At 70.0% G+C, this 17,813-nt stretch carries 14 protein-coding genes and 1 tRNA gene; 8 read left to right on the forward strand and 7 right to left on the reverse strand.

The annotated features are described in order from the left end of the window. Positions 1–5: 5 nt before the first annotated feature. The 4 genes from FJ887_RS02630 to FJ887_RS02645 form a co-directional block, all read right to left on the reverse strand. Positions 6–1,490 (reverse strand): amino acid permease, encoded by a 1,485-nt coding sequence (locus FJ887_RS02630; RefSeq protein WP_137825668.1) that lies wholly within the window; start codon positions 1,488–1,490, stop codon positions 6–8. A gap of 269 nt (positions 1,491–1,759) precedes the next feature. Continuing rightward, positions 1,760–2,605: an SDR family NAD(P)-dependent oxidoreductase gene (locus tag FJ887_RS02635; RefSeq protein ID WP_249356776.1), complete on the reverse strand. Its 846-nt coding sequence runs from the start codon at positions 2,603–2,605 to the stop codon at positions 1,760–1,762. 161 nt (positions 2,606–2,766) lie between these two features. Further along, complete coding sequence (locus tag FJ887_RS02640; RefSeq protein WP_137825667.1) at positions 2,767–4,065, reverse strand: DUF4032 domain-containing protein; 1,299 nt, start codon at positions 4,063–4,065, stop codon at positions 2,767–2,769. 3 nt (positions 4,066–4,068) lie between these two features. After that, positions 4,069–4,776 (reverse strand): ABC transporter ATP-binding protein, encoded by a 708-nt coding sequence (locus FJ887_RS02645; RefSeq protein WP_249356775.1) that lies wholly within the window; start codon positions 4,774–4,776, stop codon positions 4,069–4,071. 406 nt (positions 4,777–5,182) lie between these two features. Here FJ887_RS02645 and FJ887_RS02650 point away from each other — a divergent pair, with 406 nt between their 5' ends. Both FJ887_RS02650 and FJ887_RS02655 read left to right on the forward strand, forming a co-directional pair. Then, entirely contained in the window at positions 5,183–6,163 is a 981-nt protein-coding gene (locus FJ887_RS02650) for a LacI family DNA-binding transcriptional regulator (protein ID WP_137825666.1), read from the forward strand. Next, a complete protein-coding gene (locus FJ887_RS02655; protein ID WP_137825665.1) occupies positions 6,160–7,257 on the forward strand; it encodes a LacI family DNA-binding transcriptional regulator in 1,098 nt (365 codons plus the stop codon). Before FJ887_RS02650 ends, FJ887_RS02655 begins: the two co-directional genes overlap by 4 nt. Here FJ887_RS02655 and FJ887_RS02660 read toward each other — a convergent pair. Further along, entirely contained in the window at positions 7,205–8,215 is a 1,011-nt protein-coding gene (locus FJ887_RS02660; RefSeq protein WP_137825664.1) for a trehalose-phosphatase, read from the reverse strand. The genes FJ887_RS02655 and FJ887_RS02660 overlap by 53 nt on opposite strands. An 8-nt stretch (positions 8,216–8,223) precedes the next feature. Continuing rightward, the gene (locus FJ887_RS02665; RefSeq protein ID WP_140954812.1) at positions 8,224–9,897 is read right to left on the reverse strand and encodes an alpha,alpha-trehalose-phosphate synthase (UDP-forming); all 1,674 of its coding nucleotides are present in this window, start codon (positions 9,895–9,897) and stop codon (positions 8,224–8,226) included. Between the two features lie 65 nt (positions 9,898–9,962). Here FJ887_RS02665 and FJ887_RS02670 point away from each other — a divergent pair, with 65 nt between their 5' ends. From FJ887_RS02670 to FJ887_RS02680, 3 genes are all read left to right on the forward strand, one after another. Continuing rightward, positions 9,963–12,098: a serine/threonine-protein kinase gene (locus tag FJ887_RS02670; protein ID WP_137826684.1), complete on the forward strand. Its 2,136-nt coding sequence runs from the start codon at positions 9,963–9,965 to the stop codon at positions 12,096–12,098. Between the two features lie 263 nt (positions 12,099–12,361). Beyond that, positions 12,362–13,222, forward strand: a complete 861-nt coding sequence (locus tag FJ887_RS02675; RefSeq protein ID WP_137826683.1) for a DsbA family protein — start codon at positions 12,362–12,364, stop codon at positions 13,220–13,222. Between the two features lie 319 nt (positions 13,223–13,541). Continuing rightward, positions 13,542–13,614: transfer RNA gene (locus FJ887_RS02680), tRNA-Thr, on the forward strand. Positions 13,615–13,729: 115 nt separating this feature from the next. On the opposite strand, the gene FJ887_RS02685 is transcribed toward FJ887_RS02680, so the two are convergent. After that, the gene (locus tag FJ887_RS02685; RefSeq protein WP_137826682.1) at positions 13,730–15,058 is read right to left on the reverse strand and encodes an MFS transporter; all 1,329 of its coding nucleotides are present in this window, start codon (positions 15,056–15,058) and stop codon (positions 13,730–13,732) included. Positions 15,059–15,186: 128 nt separating this feature from the next. Between FJ887_RS02685 and FJ887_RS02690 the strand changes: the two genes are divergently transcribed. The 3 genes from FJ887_RS02690 to FJ887_RS02700 all read left to right on the forward strand — a co-directional run bounded on the left by FJ887_RS02690 (position 15,187) and on the right by FJ887_RS02700 (position 17,744). Further along, on the forward strand, positions 15,187–16,311 hold the full coding sequence (locus tag FJ887_RS02690; protein WP_171007108.1) for a M4 family metallopeptidase: 1,125 nt from the start codon (positions 15,187–15,189) through the stop codon (positions 16,309–16,311). After that, the gene (locus FJ887_RS02695) at positions 16,308–16,748 is read left to right on the forward strand and encodes a hypothetical protein (RefSeq protein WP_137826681.1); all 441 of its coding nucleotides are present in this window, start codon (positions 16,308–16,310) and stop codon (positions 16,746–16,748) included. The genes FJ887_RS02690 and FJ887_RS02695 overlap by 4 nt, the downstream gene beginning before the upstream one ends. Positions 16,749–16,844: 96 nt before the next feature. After that, the gene (locus FJ887_RS02700; RefSeq protein ID WP_140954811.1) at positions 16,845–17,744 is read left to right on the forward strand and encodes a tryptophan 2,3-dioxygenase; all 900 of its coding nucleotides are present in this window, start codon (positions 16,845–16,847) and stop codon (positions 17,742–17,744) included. Positions 17,745–17,813: the final 69 nt, after the last annotated feature.

Consider the following 17,813-nt stretch of genomic DNA (forward strand, 5'->3'; position numbering starts at 1 on the left):
GCGCCTCAGGCGTTGAGGCTCGTGCGGTAGTCCTGCTCGCTCATCGCACCGACGCGGGAGTGGCGGCGGCTGTAGCCGAAGTAGATGAGCGCCCCGACGAGCATCCAGATGCCGAAGACCGCCCAGGTCACGCCGCCGAGGTTGAGCATGAGGAACGCACACGCGAGCGCGCCGAGCACGGGGATCGTGTACCCCAGCGGCGCTTTGAAGGTCCTCTCGAGCTCCGGCTTCGTCGCGCGCAGGTAGATGACGGCGACGTTGACGAGGCAGAACGCGAAGAGCGTGCCGATGCTCGTGGCGTTCGCGAGCTCGCCGAGCGGGATGAGCGCCGCGGTGATCGCGACGAGGGTGCCGGTGACGAGCGTGCCGACGAGCGGGGTGCCGGTGCGCGGGGAGACGACACCGAAGAGGCGCGGGACCATGCCGTCGCGCGACATCGTCAGCAGGATGCGCGACTGTCCGTAGAGGACGGTGATGACGACGGAGAAGATCGCGAGCACCGAGGAGGCGGCGAAGAGGAAGACCGCGAAGTTCGACTGGGTGATCTCGTGGACGATCTGGACGAGCGGCGCCGTCGACGTCTCGAACCACTCCCACTCGCGGGCACCGATCGCGGTGACGGCGACGAGGACGTACATCGTCGTGACGATGACCATCGAGAGGATGATCGCCCGCGGCAGATCCCGCTTCGGGTTCTTCGCCTCCTCACCGGCGGTCGAGGCGGCGTCGAAGCCGATGTAGGAGAAGAAGACGACCGAGGCCGCCGCCGTGACTCCGGCCGCGCCCATCGGCAGCAGCGGTTCGAAGTTGCCGGCCTGGAACGCGGTGAACGCGACGATCGAGAAGAAGACGAGGATGCCGATCTTGACGAACACGATGATCGTGTTGACGATGCCGGACTCCTTCGCCCCGCGCATGAGCAGGATCGTGGCAAGGGCGACGACGATGAGGGCGGAGAGGTTGATGACCCCGCCGGGCTGTTCGGGGCCCGAGGCGAGCGCCGGGGGCAGCTCGAGTCCGAAGATCCGCAGCGTCTCGTTGACGTAGTCGGCCGCGCCGACGGCGACCGCGGCGACGGAGACGGCGTATTCGAGGACGAGGCACCATCCGCAGACCCAGGCCACGCCCTCACCGAGGGTCGCGTACGTGTACGAGTAGCTCGACCCCGAGACGGGCACCATGCCCGCCATCTCCGCATAGCTGACGGCCGAGAGCAGGGCCGTGACGCCGGCGAGGATGAACGCGATCCACACTCCGGGTCCGGCGATCGGCACGGCCTCGCCGAGGATGACGAGGATGCCGGTGCCGAGCGTCGCGCCGACGCTGATCATCGTCAGCTGGAAGACACCGAAGGTGCGCCGCAGCTCCTTCGAGTTCGCATCCTCGGTGTCCTTGATCATGCTCGTGATCGACTTGCGTCGTCCCAATTGGCGGACGATTCCTGTGCCCTGCCCCGACGGTGGGGCAGGCGTGTGCTGCGGAGAACTCATTGAGCCATTGTCACATGTCGTTCACAGGCCGCTGACACCGAGGTTTGACCGTGATCAGGGTGAACCGCCTCACACCTGGGACGACGCCCGCAGTGACCGTGCACGATGAGGTTCAGATCACATTCGCCGAGGCGGCTGGGCCGATCCGCTCATGCGGGACGGTGGTTCGTGGAGAGTGATGCAGCGGGTCGTCCTGGGGTGCTCGCCCACGGTGGCGATGTGGGCAGAGACAGGCAGGGTGGCTGTGCGGGGGTGATCGTGCAGGCCGCTCACACGTCGGGGGTGAACCGACCGTCGTGGGCCATCCACCCGCCGTCGACGAGCTGGGAGGTGCCGGTGACGTACGAGGACGCGTCGGAGGCGAGGAAGAGGACCGGCCCGGCGATCTCGTGGAGGCGTCCCCACCGGCCCAGTGCCGTCTTGTCGGCGTAGGCCTCCCACCACGCCTCGTCGGCTTTGATCTGCTGGGTCAGGGGAGTGTCGAAGGGGCCGGGGAGGATCGCATTGACCCGCACGCCGTCGGGCCCGAGCTCGCTCGCGAGGGTCTTCGTCAGTTGGACGACCCCGGCCTTCGCCGCCGCGTAGAGGCCCTGGCCCGGTTCGACGGTGAGCGCCCTGAACGACGCGTAGGTGACGATCGACCCGCGTCCGCGCTGCGCCATCTGCGCACCGAACCCGCGCATCAGCCGGTACGTGCCCTTGAGGTTGATGTCGATGACCCGATCGAACTCGTCGTCGGTCGTCGCCGTCAGGCGTTTGCGGACGTTGGCCCCGGGGGTGATGACGAGGATCTCGGCGTCGGGGTGAGCGGTGAGGAGGGCGTCGACGGAGACCGGGTCGGTGATGTCGACGACGGCCGCCTCGGCGCTGCCGCCCGCACCGTCATGTCGGCCCATGCCGGTGCGCTCGGTGATGAGGCGGACCGTCTCGGCGGCGCCCTCGGGGCTGAGGTCGGCGGCGATGACGCGGGCGCCGGCGTCGGCGAGGCCGAGAGCGCTCGCCTGCCCGAGCCCGGACCCGGCGCCGACGACGACGGCGGTGCGCCCGCCGAGGTCGAACAGGGAGGGGATCGACGGGTTGGCCGCGTTCGTCGGCATGGTGGGGTCCGGGGTCATCGGAGGTCCTTTCCGTCCGGCATCGTCGCCGGTCAGGGTGCGGTGGTGCGCGCCCGCGAACGCGTGGTGCCTGCCTGCGGGTGCCGTTGCGCTCACCCTAGTTCACCTCACCGAGGTTCGCCCTGCTGTCCGCGTCACTGCCGCCGCGTCCGCGGGGCACCTCACCGCGGCGGGGGCTGGACGTACCGGGATTCGTCGGGCAGCTTCGCGAGATCGTCCATGATGAAGTACGCGATCGCCTCCCGCAGCGGGATGTCGCGCTGCCGGGCGTGGGCCATGACCCGCCGGTGCTCGGCGAACTCGTAGAAGATCTGCCCGGGTTCGAGCTTGTTCATCAGGCTCTCGGGGATCGCCCCGAAGAGCGGCTTGTAGACCTCGTCGAGCCAGATCCGCGCGGCCTCCTCCTCGCTCAGCTCCGCAGGGTGCTCACCCGAACCGTGCGCACCCCCGGTGAACCCGGGAGCCGTCCGGTACGAGTCGAGGTCGTTGAGCATCGCCCGCGCCTGGTTCTCGTTCGCCCCGATCCCCGTCAGCCGCAGCAGGCGCCGCGAATGGTGGTTGGGTTCGACGACCTTCGGTTCGACGAGGAGGCTGACCCCGTCGAGGTCCGTCGTCACCGTGAGCTCGCCGAGGTCGAACCCGAGATCGTTGAGCCGGCGGATCCGCTCGTCGATGCGCCACCGTTCGTTGACGGAGAACTCCTCGACGCGGGTGAGTTCGGCCCACAGGCCGTTGTACGCCTCGTAGAGGCGGTCACCGGCGGCGAGGGGATCGACCGAGGCCTCGATGAGCCCGGCGGCCTGGAGGTCGAGGAAGTCCCCGGCGATGTTCGTCCTAGCGATCCGCAGATCCATCTCCCGCTGCCCGTCGGAGAGGCGGTCGTGGAGTTCTCCGGTCTCGGCATCGACGACGTACGCGGCATAGGCATCGGCATCCCGGCGGAAGAGCGTGTTCGACAGGGAGACATCGCCCCAGTAGAACCCGACGAGGTGGAGCCGGGCGAGCAGTACGGCGAGCGCGTCGACGAGGCGACCGGCCGTGTCCTCGGCCAGCGACCGGGAGAACAGCGCCCGGTACGGCAGGGAGAAGTCGAGGTGCGAGGTGACGAGCGCCCCGGGCAGGGACTCGCCGTCGGGGGTGCGGCGGCCGGTGATGTAGGCCCGCGGTTCGACGCTGGGCACGTCGAGGTTCTCGAGCACGCCGAGGATGTCGAACTCGCGCAGCGCCTGTCGGTCCTCGGTCTCCTTGATCGCGAGCACCTCGGCGCCGTTCTCGATGAACCGGACGATGTGCCGGGAGATGCCGCGCGGGATCCCGCCGATGATGTCGGCCGGCCAGTCTTCGAGCGGGAGCTCCCAGGGCAGGCCGGCCAGCGCCGCCTGGTCGGTCGGGTCGATGGCGTGGATGAGCGGGCCGGTCTCGGTCGGGGGAGCGGCCGGTGCGGGCGGGGAGCCGGCCACGGCTCAGACCTCCGGGTCGGCAGCCGAGGCGACGAGCGCCTCGGCGACTTCCGGCTTCTCCACGCCGATGAGCCGACCGCGGTCGAGGAAGGCGATGCGGTCGCCGAGGACCTTCGCGTCCTCGAGGTTCGACGTCGCGTAGAGCGTCGTCAGCCCGAAGTCCTGCTGGAGGTCCTTGATGAGGCGGATCGTGTCGGCCTGGTGCTCGGGTACGAGGTTGACGACGGGTTCGTCCATGATGAGGACCTTCGGCTGGCGCACGACCGCGCGGGCCAGGGCGATCGTCTGCCGCTGGAGCGGGGAGAGATCACCGGGAACGGCGTCGAGGAGGTCGCGCAGCCCGATCGTCGCGGCCACGGATTCGACGCGGGCGGCGATCTCCTCGGCGGGCAGGCCGTCGACGCGGAGAGCGAACCCGAGGTTGTCGCGCACGCTCATGTGCGGGTAGAGGGCGTAGGACTCGAGCGCCAGCGTGACATCGCGGTCGTTGACCGCCGCGTGCGTGACATCGACGCCGTCGATGAGGATCGTGCCCGATTTCGGCGCCTCGAGTCCGTGGAGCATCCGCAGGATCGTCGACTTGCCCGACCCGGACGGGCCGTAGAGGACGAGGAACTCGCCGTCGTCGATGAAGAGATTGAACGGATGGACCGAGGGCGACACGGTGTTCTCATACACATGGCTGAGACCGTTCAACGACACTGTTGACATGCCAACTCCTTCTCCATCGATCGTGAGCAGATGATCGCCGGTACCCCGGCGGAGTTGCCCAACACCCCTCATCCTATGCGGTGCGCGCAGGGCGACGATAGGAAATTCGACACGGCGTAGAGTGATTCTCAGCACTGTGACAGGCCCCGCCCTCCCGCCTGAGGACGGGCTGAACGCGACCAGGTGCCTTGCCGCAAGTCAGGTGTCCTGCCGGGGAATCAGACGGACGGCCGTGCGATGAGGGTTGGTCCCCGCGCCGAGGTGGGGCCCGGGTGTCCCAGCCACCGTCTCTCGGGTGCGGGGCGGGGCACCCCCTGCACGGATCCGGGCACGTCTCCCGTGACGGTCGGCAGAGCCGTGACCGCGCAGTTCCCGGTGGGCGGGCCACTGACCGTACACTCGCGGTATGAGGGTCACGCTGGAGGAGGTCGCCGCCCGGGCGGGAGTGTCGCTGGCGACGGTCTCACGGGTCATCGGGCGCCGCGGCACCGTCTCAGCGACGACGCGCACCGCCGTCCTCGAGGCGATGGACGCCCTCGGCTACACCCGTTCGACGCTGCTGCCCGAGGCGCCGCGGCGGCTCGTGGCCGTCGGCGCGCCCGGCAACCCCGAGTACTGGCAGACCCAGGTGTGCACCCGAGTCGCCACCGCCCTGCAGGACCGGGGCCTGCTCATCACCCGGCCGCCGGTGGAGACAGAGTCGGCCCCGCTCGACCTCGCGATCGCCGCCGGTGCCGTCGCCCTCGTCACCCCGACACTGACCTCACTGGAGACGACGGTCCCCTGCATCCGCGTCGACGAGCAGTCGGCCGGCGGTGGGGAGAACGCGAGCGGCGACATCATCGCCGCCCGCCTCGACCTCGGCGGGGGAATGACGACCGCGTTCGAGCATCTGCGGGCGATCGGCCACCGCCGCATCGGACTGATCTGCAACGACACCGGCGAACTCGCCGCGCAGCTGATCAAGCGGTTCCTTGCCGAACATCCCGCCCGCTCCTTCGGTCTGCCGCTCGAGGACTGGATCGCCCCGGTGCCGAAGTCGTTCTCGGGCGGGTCGCGGGCGGTCCTCGAACTCAAGGATGCGACGTGCACGGCCGTCATCGTCCAATCGGCCCTCCAACTCCACGGGGCGCTCCACGGGCTGCGCAACCGGCACCTCCAGGTGCCGCGCGACATGTCGCTCGTCGGCTTCGGGGACTCCCCGACGATGAAGTTCACCGGCCCACCGGCCACCGTGCTCGGCATCGACGTCGACGGTCTCTCCACCGCCCTCATCGACGCCACCCTGAGCACGCTCAAGCTCACCGATGCGCCGCTGCCGTCGGTGCCTCCCGTCTTCCGTCCCCGCCTCCTGGCGAGGGGCTCGACCGCGGCGGCCCGACAGTGAGCGCCGGTCAGTCCCGGCAAGTCCGCCTCGCCGACATCGCCGACCTCGCCGGAGTCTCGAAGGCCACGGTCTCCCGGGCCCTGCGCGACCCGCAGGCCGTCTCCGGGTCCTCCCTGGCCGCGGTGCGCCAGGCGCTCGCGGTCCTCGGCGTCGAGGTCCCGGCGGCCGAGTCCGCCGCGGTGCCCCTCATCGCGCTCGTGCGTCCCGCCGCCCCGGCCGGCAACGTCGACCCGTACACGCATCTCTTCGAGATCCTCACCAATCGGATGTTCGCCCAGGGCATCGCCGTCGTCCACGTCGAAGCCGAGGCCGAGCGCCTCGACCAGCTCACCGAATCCCTGCTCGGACCGCGCCCCGACGACTCCGGGCCGGAGGCTGCGCAGACCTCCGGGTCGGCGGCGAACGGCGCCGCGCAGGCGGCGGGCCCGCAGATCGCCGGGGCGATCGTCCTCGGCGGGGGCGCGGCCGGAGCGCTCGCGGCCCGCCTCTCCACGCGGGGACTGCCGCTCATCCGCGTCTCGAACGCCCGCCACGGCGACGGACTCTCACGGATCATCCTCGACGCCACCGACGGCATCGCCACCGCCGTCCAGCATCTCGTCCACCTCGGACATCGGCGGATCGGGCTCGCGGTGCTCCGAGACACCGCGGCGGCCGCGCGCATCGCGGGATTCCGGAAGTCGATGGCCGCGGTCCTCCACATCCCCGCGACCCGCGACCAGGCACCCGTCGTCGAAGCCGCAGGCGGGCCGATGGCCGGAGTGGCCGCCGCCGAGGAGCTCCTCGACATCGGCTGCACCGCCGTCATCGCGTGTGCCCCGTCCCTGTCGTTCGGCATCCTCGAGGCGGCCGCGCGGGCCCGACTCGATGTGCCTCGCGACCTCTCCCTGCTCACGGTCGGCGACATGCCCGATGCCGACGTCATCGCCCCGCCCCTGTCCCAGGTCAGCTACGACTGGGAGACGGTCGCGGCGTCAGCCCTCGACGAGGTGCTCGCGATGATCGCGAATCCCGGCACTGCGGCGCGGGTCGACTACTCGGTCACTCCTGATCTCGTCCTGCGGGCGAGTGCGGTTCCCCCGCAGCGGCGGTGAACCCGCGCCGCTGCTCGGCGAGCCGGGTGAGCAGCGCGGCGACGGCGTCGGGATCGGCGACGCGGAACTCGGCCTGCGTCGGCGCCTCCCCGACCTTGATGCCCACCCCGGTGAGCTCGTCGTCCATGTCGGCGAGTTCCGCGAAGGCGTCCTCGTCGGTGATGTCGTCACCGAGGTAGAGCGCGGCCGTCGGGTCGACGGCGCCGACGAGGGCGCGGATGCCGGTGCCCTTCGTCGCCTGGCTCACGGCGAGTTCGGTGATGTCGTGGCCTTCGATGACGCGGATGCCCCCGTGCTCGGACTGGACGGACACGACGTGCTTGCGCAGCTCCTTCGCCAGCCCCGGCGCCATGCCCCGGGTGTGGACGGTCCGCGAGTACGGCTTGTACTCGATGCGCAGGTCGAAGCCGTCGCGGTCGCTGACCCGGGCGAGCTCGGTGAGGTGGTCATCGATCGCGGCGAGCAGAGCGGTCTCGTCGCTGGTCAGAGCGCTCGCCTCCGCGGCCCGCTGCTCAGCCGCCGCCTCGTCGTCGCTGTCCTCGGCATTGGCGATGCTCACCTCGGCGGCGGACGTCTCCGCCGGAGTCGCGCCCGCCTCGTCGGAGGAGTCGTCACCGCCGTCGCCGAGGTCGATCTCCGCTCCGTGGGAGCCGACGATCATCGTCTCCGGCGGGGGAGAGGCGAGCCTGCGCAGCGTCTCGACGTCACGACCGGAGACGAGGGCGAGCTGGGTGCGCGGCAGTCCGGCGAGCTCGGCGATCGCCGCCGCCGAGGCGGGCACCACCCGGCTCCGGGACGGATCGTCCTGCAGGGGGGCGAGCACCCCGTCGAAGTCGAGGGCGACGAGGAGGACGTCCGCCTCGGCGAGCGGGCGCAGATCGATCTCGCCGGGATCGACGAGCGGGGGCACGAGTGGATCGGAAACGGCAGGCGGCATCGAGGTCGAGTCCGAGGTCACGGGGTCTCCTAAGTCGCGGAACGGGATTCAGGGGCGGGCGGCTGCGGTTCGGCGCTCGACGCCGGCGCGGCGGGACGGGCCGGCGATGCCGGCGACGTCGAGGCCGAGGCCGCCGACGTCGATGCCGGTGGGGCCGCCGCGGGGGCCGGGGTCACCGGCACCGCCTCGGGGGCTGGCGGTTGGGCCGCGGGGCGCCCGGCGGCCGCCGGACGGTCCGGGACGACGGCCTCGGGGTTGGCACGGATGGCTTCGAGCTCTCCGAGGAACCGCTTCGACCAGGCGGTCACGGTGTCGGTCTTGACCTTCTTGCGCATCTGCCGCATCCGCCGGGCCCGGGCCTTCGGGTCCATCGTGACGGCCTCCATGATGCCGGCCTTGAGGTTGCCGATGTCATGCGGGTTGACGAGGACGGCGCCGGCGAGCTGCTCGGCGGCGCCGGCGAACTCCGAGAGGACGAGCGCGCCGTCGTCGTCGAGGCGGCACGCGACGTACTCCTTGGCCACGAGGTTCATGCCGTCGCGCAGGGCGGTGACGAGCATGACGTCGGCGGCGATGAAGAACGCCGTCATCTCATCGCGCGGATAGGAATGGTGGAGGTAGTGGACGGCGATCGTGCCGATGTCGGCCTGTTCGCCGTTGATCCGGCCGACGGCGAGTTCGACGTCGTGACGGATGAGCTTGTACTGCTCGAGGCGCTCCCTCGACGGCGTGGCGATCTGGATGAGGACGACGTCCTCGACGTTGAGCCGGCCTTCGGCGAGCAGCTCCCCGTAGGCCTTGAGGCGGTGCCGGATGCCCTTCGTGTAGTCCATCCGGTCGACGCCGAGCATGATGACCTTCGGGTTGCCGACCTCCTCCCGGATCTGGGCGGCGCGCTCGATGATCGCCGGATCCCGCGCGAGCTCCTCGAGGTAGGGGGTGTCGATCGAGATGGGGAACGCCTCGGCGCGCACGAGATGCGCGGGCAGTTCGTCACCGGCGGGGACGGTGACCGTCGATCCCTTCGTCTGGAAGCCGAGGCGACCGCGCACCGCGCGTCGGAAGTTCGCGGCATCCGCGGGCCGCTGGAAGCCGATGAGGTCGGCGCCGAGGAGGCCGCGAAGGATCTCATCGCGCCACGGCAGCTGCGCGAAGAGCTCGAACGGCGGGAACGGGATGTGGTTGAAGAAGCCGATCTCCAGATCCGGGCGCATCCGGCGCACGAGCTGCGGGACGAGCTGGAGCTGGTAGTCGTGGACCCACACGGTCGCGGACTCCGCCGCCACCTCCGCGACCTTGGCCGCGAAGCGCTCATTGACCCGCACATACGCATCCCACCATGTCCGGTGGTACTCCGGTGGGGCGATGACGTCGTGGTAGAGGGGCCACAGGGTGGCGTTGGAAAACCCTTCGTAGTACCTGAGGACATCCTCATTTGTCAGCGTCACGGGGATGAGGTGCATGCCGTCGATCTCGAAGGGCTCGAACTCGACGTCGGGCACACCGGTCCAGCCGATCCACGCCCCCTCCTGCGCCTTCATCACCGGAGCCACCGCAGTGACCAAACCTCCTGGTGAAGTGCGCCATTCCCGGTCCGGGTCGCTGGCGTCGCGGTCGACGGGAAGCCTGTTGGCCACGACGACGAAATCGCTGTCGCCGTACGTGTCCGCAGTCGCGTTCTCAGTGGCGTCGACGGTGCTCATCTGCGCCTCCTCATGTGTCGTTGCTTGGAACGAACTCTACTCGCTCGACTACCCTTGAGACCGTGATGGTTCAGGATCTGGGAGGCTACCGCCTCATCGAGGAGCTCGGCTCGGGCGGCATGGGTGTCGTCTACCTCGGTGTCGACGGCGGCAACAATCCTGTGGCCGTCAAAGTCCTCCATCCGCACATCGCCAGTGACGAGACCGCGCGCAAACGGCTGGCCCGGGAGGTGCGCACGCTGCGGCGGATTCGCCACCCCCGCATCGCCGAGGTGCTCGACGCCGAGCTCGACTCCGCGCAGCCGTTCATCATCACCGAATTCGTCGACGGTCAGACCCTGTCCGACGACGTCCGGGAGAACGGTCCCTTCGCCGAGGACGAGCTCGTTCACTTCGGCCATGCCCTGCTCGACGCTCTCGGCGCCGTCCACGACTCCGGTGTCATCCACCGTGACCTCAAACCCGCGAACGTCATGATCATGGACGGCGAGCCGATGGTCATCGACTTCGGCATCGCCCAGGTCGCCGACGAGGTGCGGGTGACGGCCACCGGACTCGTCATGGGCACCCCCGGCTACCTGTCCCCGGAGATCGCCGACGGCAAGGCCTCGAGCGAGAAGACCGACTGGTGGGGGTGGGCGGCGACGATGGCGTTCGCGGCGACCGGACGCAACCCGTACGGTGCCGGACCCCTCGAGGCGGTGCTCGGCCGCGTCGCGATGGGCAAGTTCGACCTCGACGACACTCCTCCCAACTTCGTTCCCCTCCTCAAGGCGTGCCTCGATCCGAAGCCGGAGCGGCGCCCGAGCGGTCAGATGATCCTCGATGCGCTCGTCGACATCGAGTCGGGCAGGCCCCCGCAGCTCGGATCGGGGTCCGGTCAGGGCTCCGTGCAGCGCACCGCGGTCATGCCGGCCGTCGAGGACACCGCTGAGGGACGCGGGTCGCTGCGCGGCGGGTACCCCGGCGGGGCTGCTGCGGCTGCTGGCGGAGCGGCTGTCGGTGGAGCGGCGCTCGGCGGGGCGGCTGCAGGCGCGATGGGCTCCGGCGGTGCCGGCAACCCGCCGACGCGGGTCGCCGATCCTGCCGCCTTCGCCCAGGGCGGCGGTCCGGGACCGGCCGGCCAAGCGTTTGCGGGCCAGGGACGCGTCCCCGGTCAGGGGCAGCTGGGTCAGGGGCAGTACAACCAGGGACAGGTCAGCCAAGGGCAGCCCGGCCAGGGCCAGCTCAGCCAGGGCCAGCTCAGGCAGGGCCAGATCGGTCAGGGCCAGGTCAGCCAAGGGCACCCCGGTCAGATGCCAGGGCAGATGCGCGGGCCGCTGTCCTCCCCGCAGGGACAACCGCAGATGCGACAGCGGTTCGATCAGCCTCCCGGGCAGTACCCCGGTCAGGGCGCCGGCGGCCACGGTGGTGCGATGCGCCAGGCGACCGCCGGGCCGATCCACAATCCCAACGGCGCGATCCAGGTCGGCCCCGGCTCGCAGATGGCCGGCGCCGACATCGGCGGCAGCCGGCAGGGCGCGGGCCACGGCGGCACCGCGCCGGCGGGTGGACCCTCCGGCGACTGGTCCGGCGGCCCGGACAATCCGCCGTGGGCGCCGATGACGTACCGCTCTGTGCGCACGGGCGGCTGGGTCGTCTTCGCCCTCATCGTCTTCGCCGTCGCCATCACTCCGCTCAGCCCGCTCGTCATCACGGCCTTCGCCTTCGCCTGGTCGGTGCTCGCCCGCACCGCGACACGGCTGGACCGAAAGGTCCAGAAGTACCGGTACGAACGCGGCGAGGACGGCGGGGGCACGCTCCGGTCGGTCGCCTCGGCGCCGGGAGCCCTGCTGGCCTCCGTGCTCACGTCCGTTGCGACGTTCCTGCTGCCGGCGGTCGCCGGCATCGCGATGCTCGTCCTCACCCGACTCGACGTCGCCGGCATCGTACCCGGCGACCTCTCCGAGCAGTGGTCGGTGTGGGCGGCGGCCGCGGCCGGGGCGCTAGTGCTGTGGATCGGTCCGGGCGCGGCGAGCCTGCGCTACGGTTCGCGCCTTCTCGTCAGCGGTGCCACCCGCAGCGGGCTGGGCCGCCTTATCGCCCTGGGAGTCATCGTCGTGCTCACCGTGCTCGCGATCATGGTCATCACCTCGGGGGCGGCGATGAACTGGTGGCCGCTGCCGGTCAGCCCCTTCACCTACCTGCCCGGTCCTGTGTGAGCGCGGGATGACCAGGGTGCAGGCACCGCGGATGCGGCGACGCTCCCGCGCCACGCCCACCGGCATGACCGCTGATGGGCCCTGTCAGGGAGGCTTGCCGCCTCGGCGAATGAGGTGATTGAACCTTGAATTTCACTGGGAGCCGCGCCACAGACGGTTTCGGTACAGTGGGGGCGTCGAGGGAATGGACCGCTCGACGGGTCCTTGAGTCGGCGCACCGACGGGGACCGGCCCCAGTCGGACGATCGACAACGTGAGGAACCATGGCGAAAGACAACTCCGCTGAGCAGAGGCGGAACAAGGCACGCGAGAACGCCCGCCAGATCGCAGCAGCTCAGGCGAAGAAGGAGAAGACCGCCAAGACGATCCTCTACTCAGGGATCGGCGTGGTCGTCGTCGCCGTGGCCGTCGTCGTCACGCTGCTCATCGTGCAGCAGGCGCAGCCGGCCGTGACTCCCTCGAACTACGTCGCCGGAGGCGTCAACGTCGCCAGGGACAACACGGTTGTCCAGCCGATGAACATGCCGGAGGGCGAGGAATCGAGCCTGCCGACCCCCGCCGAGGCGGGCGTCAAGGAGAACGCGGCCACCGTGACCGCGTACATCGACTTCCAGTGCCCGGCGTGCAAGGCGTTCGAGGACACGAACACCGAGATGCTCATGAACCTCGTCAACGAGGGCTCGATCGTGCTCGAGTACAAGCCGATCGCGATCCTCGACCGCTTCTCCAACGGCAACGAGTACTCGACCCGCGCGGCGAACATCGCCGCCTGCGTCGTCGACGCGCAGCCGGAGAAGACCGCGGACTTCTTCGCCGCGATGTTCGCCCAGCAGCCCCAGGAGGGCACGAGCGGCCGCACCGACGAAGAGCTCCTCCAGGTCGCCACCGATGCCGGCGTCGACACGAACGCGCCGCTCCAGACCGACCCGGAGCAGACGATCGCGAGCTGCGTGACGGATCAGACCTTCGCGAAGTACGTCGCCAACACCACACAGGAGACCCTCGACTCGGGAGTCGACGCGACGCCGACCGTGCTCATCAACGGTCAGCCGACCCAGCAGACCGGCGACGCCCAGGCGCTCGCCGTCGAGATCCTCCAGGCCACCGGCGAAGTCCAGAACTGACCCGATCGCTACTGACCCGGCCGTCCGCGGGGCTGTACCTCCGCGGGGACTGAGTCTTTCGAGACAACCGGACCGCACGGCCGGTCGCACCCGGGCATTCGCCCCGGTGCGGCCGGCCGTTCGTCTGCGGTCTCGTCGGCCCGGCACCCCGTCCGGATCGCGAGGCTCAGCGGGCGTGGTCCCCGTCTGCGGTCAGAGAACCGAGCGGGAGACGGCGCATCGGGAGAACCCCCTCGGTGAACCGACCGCAAACCGCCTGCGTGGGCTGACGGCTTTGTCGCCCATGGCCCGGATGCACTACTATCGTGGAGGCGCAACCGCCTCCTTAGCTCAGTTGGTAGAGCACCGCTCTTGTAAAGCGAAGGTCGTCAGTTCGAGTCTGACAGGGGGCTCACTCGTCAGGGGCGGCACTCGAGGAACCGAGTGCCGCCCCTGTGCGTTCTCCGCACCGGTTCCAGGTGCGCGACGACAGCTGTCCCGTGCCTGCCATGATTGCGCGAGGGGCCCTCACCCGCCCGCCGAGGTGCGCGCGGCGCGGCGGTCGTCCCGGCTCGCCCGTCGCTTGCGGCCATCGGCGCGACCGGGCAGCCCGATCCGCTTGGCCCACACGAGCACCCAGAGCGCGCCGGCGATCGCGAAGACACCGGTGAAGAGGACCCCGAAGCGCAGGGACGCGACGGCGATGACGAGCGAGATGAGCGTCGGCCCGGCGAGCTTGCCCCCGTTGGAGAAGATCGCCCAGACGCCGAGGAACCGTGCGCGTCCGACGGCGGGAGAGAGGTCTGCACCGATCGTCATGTTCACCCCCGCGCCGAGGCCGTTGCCGACGGCCATGATGCCCACGGAGACGATCATGCCGATGAGGCTCGGCGCGCAGACCATGACGATGAACCCGGAGCCGAAGATCGTCAGGCAGGCGACGAGTGTGGCGATCCGGCCCAGCCGGTCCTTGATGTAGGCGCCGAGGAACATGAAGACGAGTTCGAGCCCGGCGCCGAACGCGATGAGCAGCGAGATCTCCGACTCGTGGAGTCCGATCGTCACGCCCCACAGCTGGATGACGACCGGCTGAGCCGACCGGGCGATCGTCAGCGTCATGATCGAGATCCCGACGAGGACGACCGCGCCCCAGCGCACGTCGAGCCGTGCCCGCCGAGGCGGAGCGGAGGGGCCGCCGACTGCGAGGTCATCGGTGGCCGGGGCGACCGCCTCGGCGGGGTGTGCCTGCGCCTTCCCAGTGCTGCCGCCGACCCGCGTGCCCGGGTAGTCGGGGATGCGCGCGATCGGCAGCGCCATCACCCCGATCGCGGCGAGCCCCGCGACCCCGGCGAAGACGAACACCGACCACAGGGGGAAGACGAGCATGAGGCCGGCGCCGATGATCGGGCCGAGGAGGTTGCCCACCCGCATGCTCCCGCCGAGCGCCGTCATCGCCTTCGCGAGATCGGCGGCGGGCATCACCTCGGCGACGACGGCCTGCCGGGCCAGGTTCCACACATCGGAGACCGGGGCGAAGAGCATGAGCGCGACGGTGTAGACGATGATCGAGGCCGGCGACTCCCAGACGAACGCGGCGACGATGGCCCCGAGGACGACGATCGCGGTGAGCGTGGCGACGACCATCGCACGGAAATCGCCGAGGCGGTCGATGAGCAGTCCCGCCGGCACCGTGGCGAGGAGCGAGACGGCGCCCATGATCCCGACGATCGCCGCCGCGAACGCCGCTGTCGCCCCCAGCGACAGGGCCCCGAGCACGAGGATCGGGAGGATCGATCCCAGCCCGACCGCGAAGAGCAGTGAGGGGATGAGGACCGGCCAGAGGATGGGTTTGAGCACGTCGCCAGTGTAGATCCGGTGTCCTCATCCCCGCCGAGGCGGTCGGGTGGCGGTCGGGTCAGCCGAGGCAGTGGGCGAATTGAGGCAACTCCCATTGAAATCTCGGACGGAAGTGAGAGCCTGGTCACATGACACGCACAGATCTGCCAACGCTGTCCACCGTCGTCCCGCCCTACCTCCTCAACGCCATCGCCGAGAACGGCGCGACGAAGTTCCCCAAGGCCGCCGTCGCCGCCCGCTCCTTCCTCGCCCAGGACCAGCGGGTCCGTGAGCTCCGCGCACAGGGTCTGCGCCCATCCTTCGACGGCGCCACCGCACGGAACGTCAGCGCCGACCAGCAGGCCACCGGTGCGGGACCGAACCGTCAGGTCCACGACGCCCAGAACAAAGAGGACCTCCCCGGTGTCCTCGTCCGCGCCGAAGGGGACGCCCCCGTCGCCGACGAAGCGGTCAACGAAGCCTACGACGGCCTCGGCGATTCCTACGCCCTCTTCTCCGAAGCGTTCGGCCGGGACTCCCTCGATGGCAACGGGATGCCGCTCATCGCAAGCGTCCACTACGGTCAGGACTACGACAACGCCTTCTGGGACGGCCGCCTCCTCGTCTTCGGCGACGGTGACGGCGAAGTGTTCACGAGCTTCACCGGGTCCCTGTCGATCATCGGCCACGAACTCAGCCACGGCGTCATCACGAACACCGCCGACCTCGAGTACTTCGACCAGCCGGGCGCCCTCAACGAGCACATCGCCGACGTCTTCGGTGCGCTGACGGAGCAGCACGCGGCCGGTCAGTCCGCGGAGGACGCGACGTGGCTCATCGGCGCGGGCATCTTCACCGAGGCGGTCACCGGCAAGGCCCTGCGCTCGATGCTCGAACCCGGCACTGCCTACGACGACGACGTCCTCGGCAAGGATCCGCAGCCGGCGCACATGGACGACTTCGTCACGACCGAGTCCGACAACGGCGGCGTCCATCTCAACTCCGGAATCCCCAACCGCGCGTTCGCGGTCGCGGCGACGAGCCTCGGCGGGCCGGCTTGGGAGACCGTCGGCCAGGTCTGGTACGCCGTGCTCACCGGCCCCGACATCACGACGAAGACGGACTTCGCGCAGTTCGCGGCGCTCACCGTCGCCGAGGCTGCCGCGCAGTTCGGTGAGGGCTCCGACGTCCACGATGCCGTCATCGAGGGATGGACGACCGTCGGCGTCGACACCGGAGCCTCCCAGCGGGGCAACCGCGGGAGCAGCTGGTGAACGCCGAGGCGGCCGCCGGCGGTGCAGGTGCCGGCGGGGCAGCGGGCGGCGGCGGTTCGGGCGGCGGTGCTTCGGGCGACGGCGCGGACAAGCGCGGCTTCGGTCACGTCCTCGTCGAGCGCAGCGGGGGGATCGGCGGCTTCCTCGTCGTATGGGATCTCAACATCGACGCCACGGCGCAGCCGGAGAAGCTCGGCGAACGAGTCGCGGACCTGCCCTGGCCGCACCGGGAGGACGGCGAGGACGGCAGCGCAGATGCCCCCGGCGCTCAGGCAGCCCCCGGCCCCTCCTCGGCAGATCGCTACGTCTATCTCATCGAGAGCCGCTTCGGCTACGCCCGCTTCGGGGAGAAGGAGCTGACGGGGGAGTGGAAGGACCTCGTCGACCACGTCCGCGACGTCGCCGAACCCGAACGCCGCCCGCCCGGCGGGAGGTGAGCAGGTCAGGGGGGGCGTCGCCTCGGCGAGGGAGGACACCAGCCGATGGGCGCCACCGAATTCCGGGCTCGCGCCGAGCCATGACATGCTGGTGACATGACACACGACACGTCGACGGCGGAGAAGAACGAGCGCGCGCTCGAGGACGAGATCCACACCGACCTGCGGGAGCAGATGACATACGGGTCGTACCTCGACCTCGACGATCTGCTCAGCGCACAGCATCCCGTGAGCAGCCCCGAGCACCACGACGAACTGCTCTTCATCATCCAGCACCAGACGACAGAGCTGTGGTTCAAGCTCGTCATCCACGAACTCCTCGACGCCCGGCGGCTCATCGCGGCCGATCAGCTGCAGCTCGCGCTCAAGCGCATCGCCCGGGTCAAGCACATCCAGAAGACGCTCACCGAGCAGTGGTCGGTGCTCGCGACCCTGACGCCGAGCGAGTACGTGGGCTTCCGCGACGAACTCGGACAGTCCTCGGGATTCCAGTCCTGGCAGTACCGGGCCGTCGAGTTCCTGCTCGGCAACAAGAACAAGGGCATGCTCAAGGTCTTCGACGCAGAACCCGAGGCCCAGGCCGTGCTGCGGCAGTACCTCGAGGAGCCGAGCGTCTACGACGAGTTCCTCCGGTTCCTCGCCCGCCGGGGCCTCCCGGTCCCGCAGCGGGTGCTCGACCGGGACGTGTCGGTGGCGCACACCTTCGACGAGGAGCTGCTCGAGACCTTCCGGATCATCTACGAGAACCCCGAGGAGTACTGGCTCGAATACGAGAGCTGCGAGGAGCTCGTCGACCTCGAGGAGAACTTCCAGTTCTGGCGCTACCGCCACATGCGCACGGTTCTGCGCATCATCGGGATGAAGCGCGGCACCGGCGGCTCGAGCGGCGTCGGCTTCCTCCAGAAGGCCCTTGATCTCACGTTCTTCCCTGAGCTCTTCGACATCCGCACCGGCATCGAGAACGGCCCCGGCACGCAGACGGCACCGCGTCACTGAGCCGCCGTCCGGGTGCCCGGCACTCCTGCGCCGCGGTGCTCAGCGCTACGGTGCTCAGCGCCCGAAGGG

It is taken from the genome of Brevibacterium sp. XM4083 (genome assembly GCF_006489205.2).
In the GTDB taxonomy this organism is placed as follows: domain Bacteria; phylum Actinomycetota; class Actinomycetes; order Actinomycetales; family Brevibacteriaceae; genus Brevibacterium.

Excerpts from the sequence above, each read along its gene's own strand:
- FJ887_RS02700 (WP_140954811.1), top strand. The coding sequence starts at position 16,845 with ATGACACACGACACGTCGACGGCGGAGAAGAACGAGCGCGCGCTCGAG.
- FJ887_RS02665 (WP_140954812.1), bottom strand. The coding sequence starts at position 9,897 with ATGAGCACCGTCGACGCCACTGAGAACGCGACTGCGGACACGTACGGC.
- FJ887_RS02635 (WP_249356776.1), bottom strand. The coding sequence starts at position 2,605 with ATGACCCCGGACCCCACCATGCCGACGAACGCGGCCAACCCGTCGATC.
- FJ887_RS02650 (WP_137825666.1), top strand. The coding sequence starts at position 5,183 with ATGAGGGTCACGCTGGAGGAGGTCGCCGCCCGGGCGGGAGTGTCGCTG.
- FJ887_RS02630 (WP_137825668.1), bottom strand. The coding sequence starts at position 1,490 with ATGAGTTCTCCGCAGCACACGCCTGCCCCACCGTCGGGGCAGGGCACA.
- FJ887_RS02670 (WP_137826684.1), top strand. The coding sequence starts at position 9,963 with ATGGTTCAGGATCTGGGAGGCTACCGCCTCATCGAGGAGCTCGGCTCG.
- FJ887_RS02645 (WP_249356775.1), bottom strand. The coding sequence starts at position 4,776 with ATGTCAACAGTGTCGTTGAACGGTCTCAGCCATGTGTATGAGAACACC.
- FJ887_RS02675 (WP_137826683.1), top strand. The coding sequence starts at position 12,362 with ATGGCGAAAGACAACTCCGCTGAGCAGAGGCGGAACAAGGCACGCGAG.
- FJ887_RS02690 (WP_171007108.1), top strand. The coding sequence starts at position 15,187 with ATGACACGCACAGATCTGCCAACGCTGTCCACCGTCGTCCCGCCCTAC.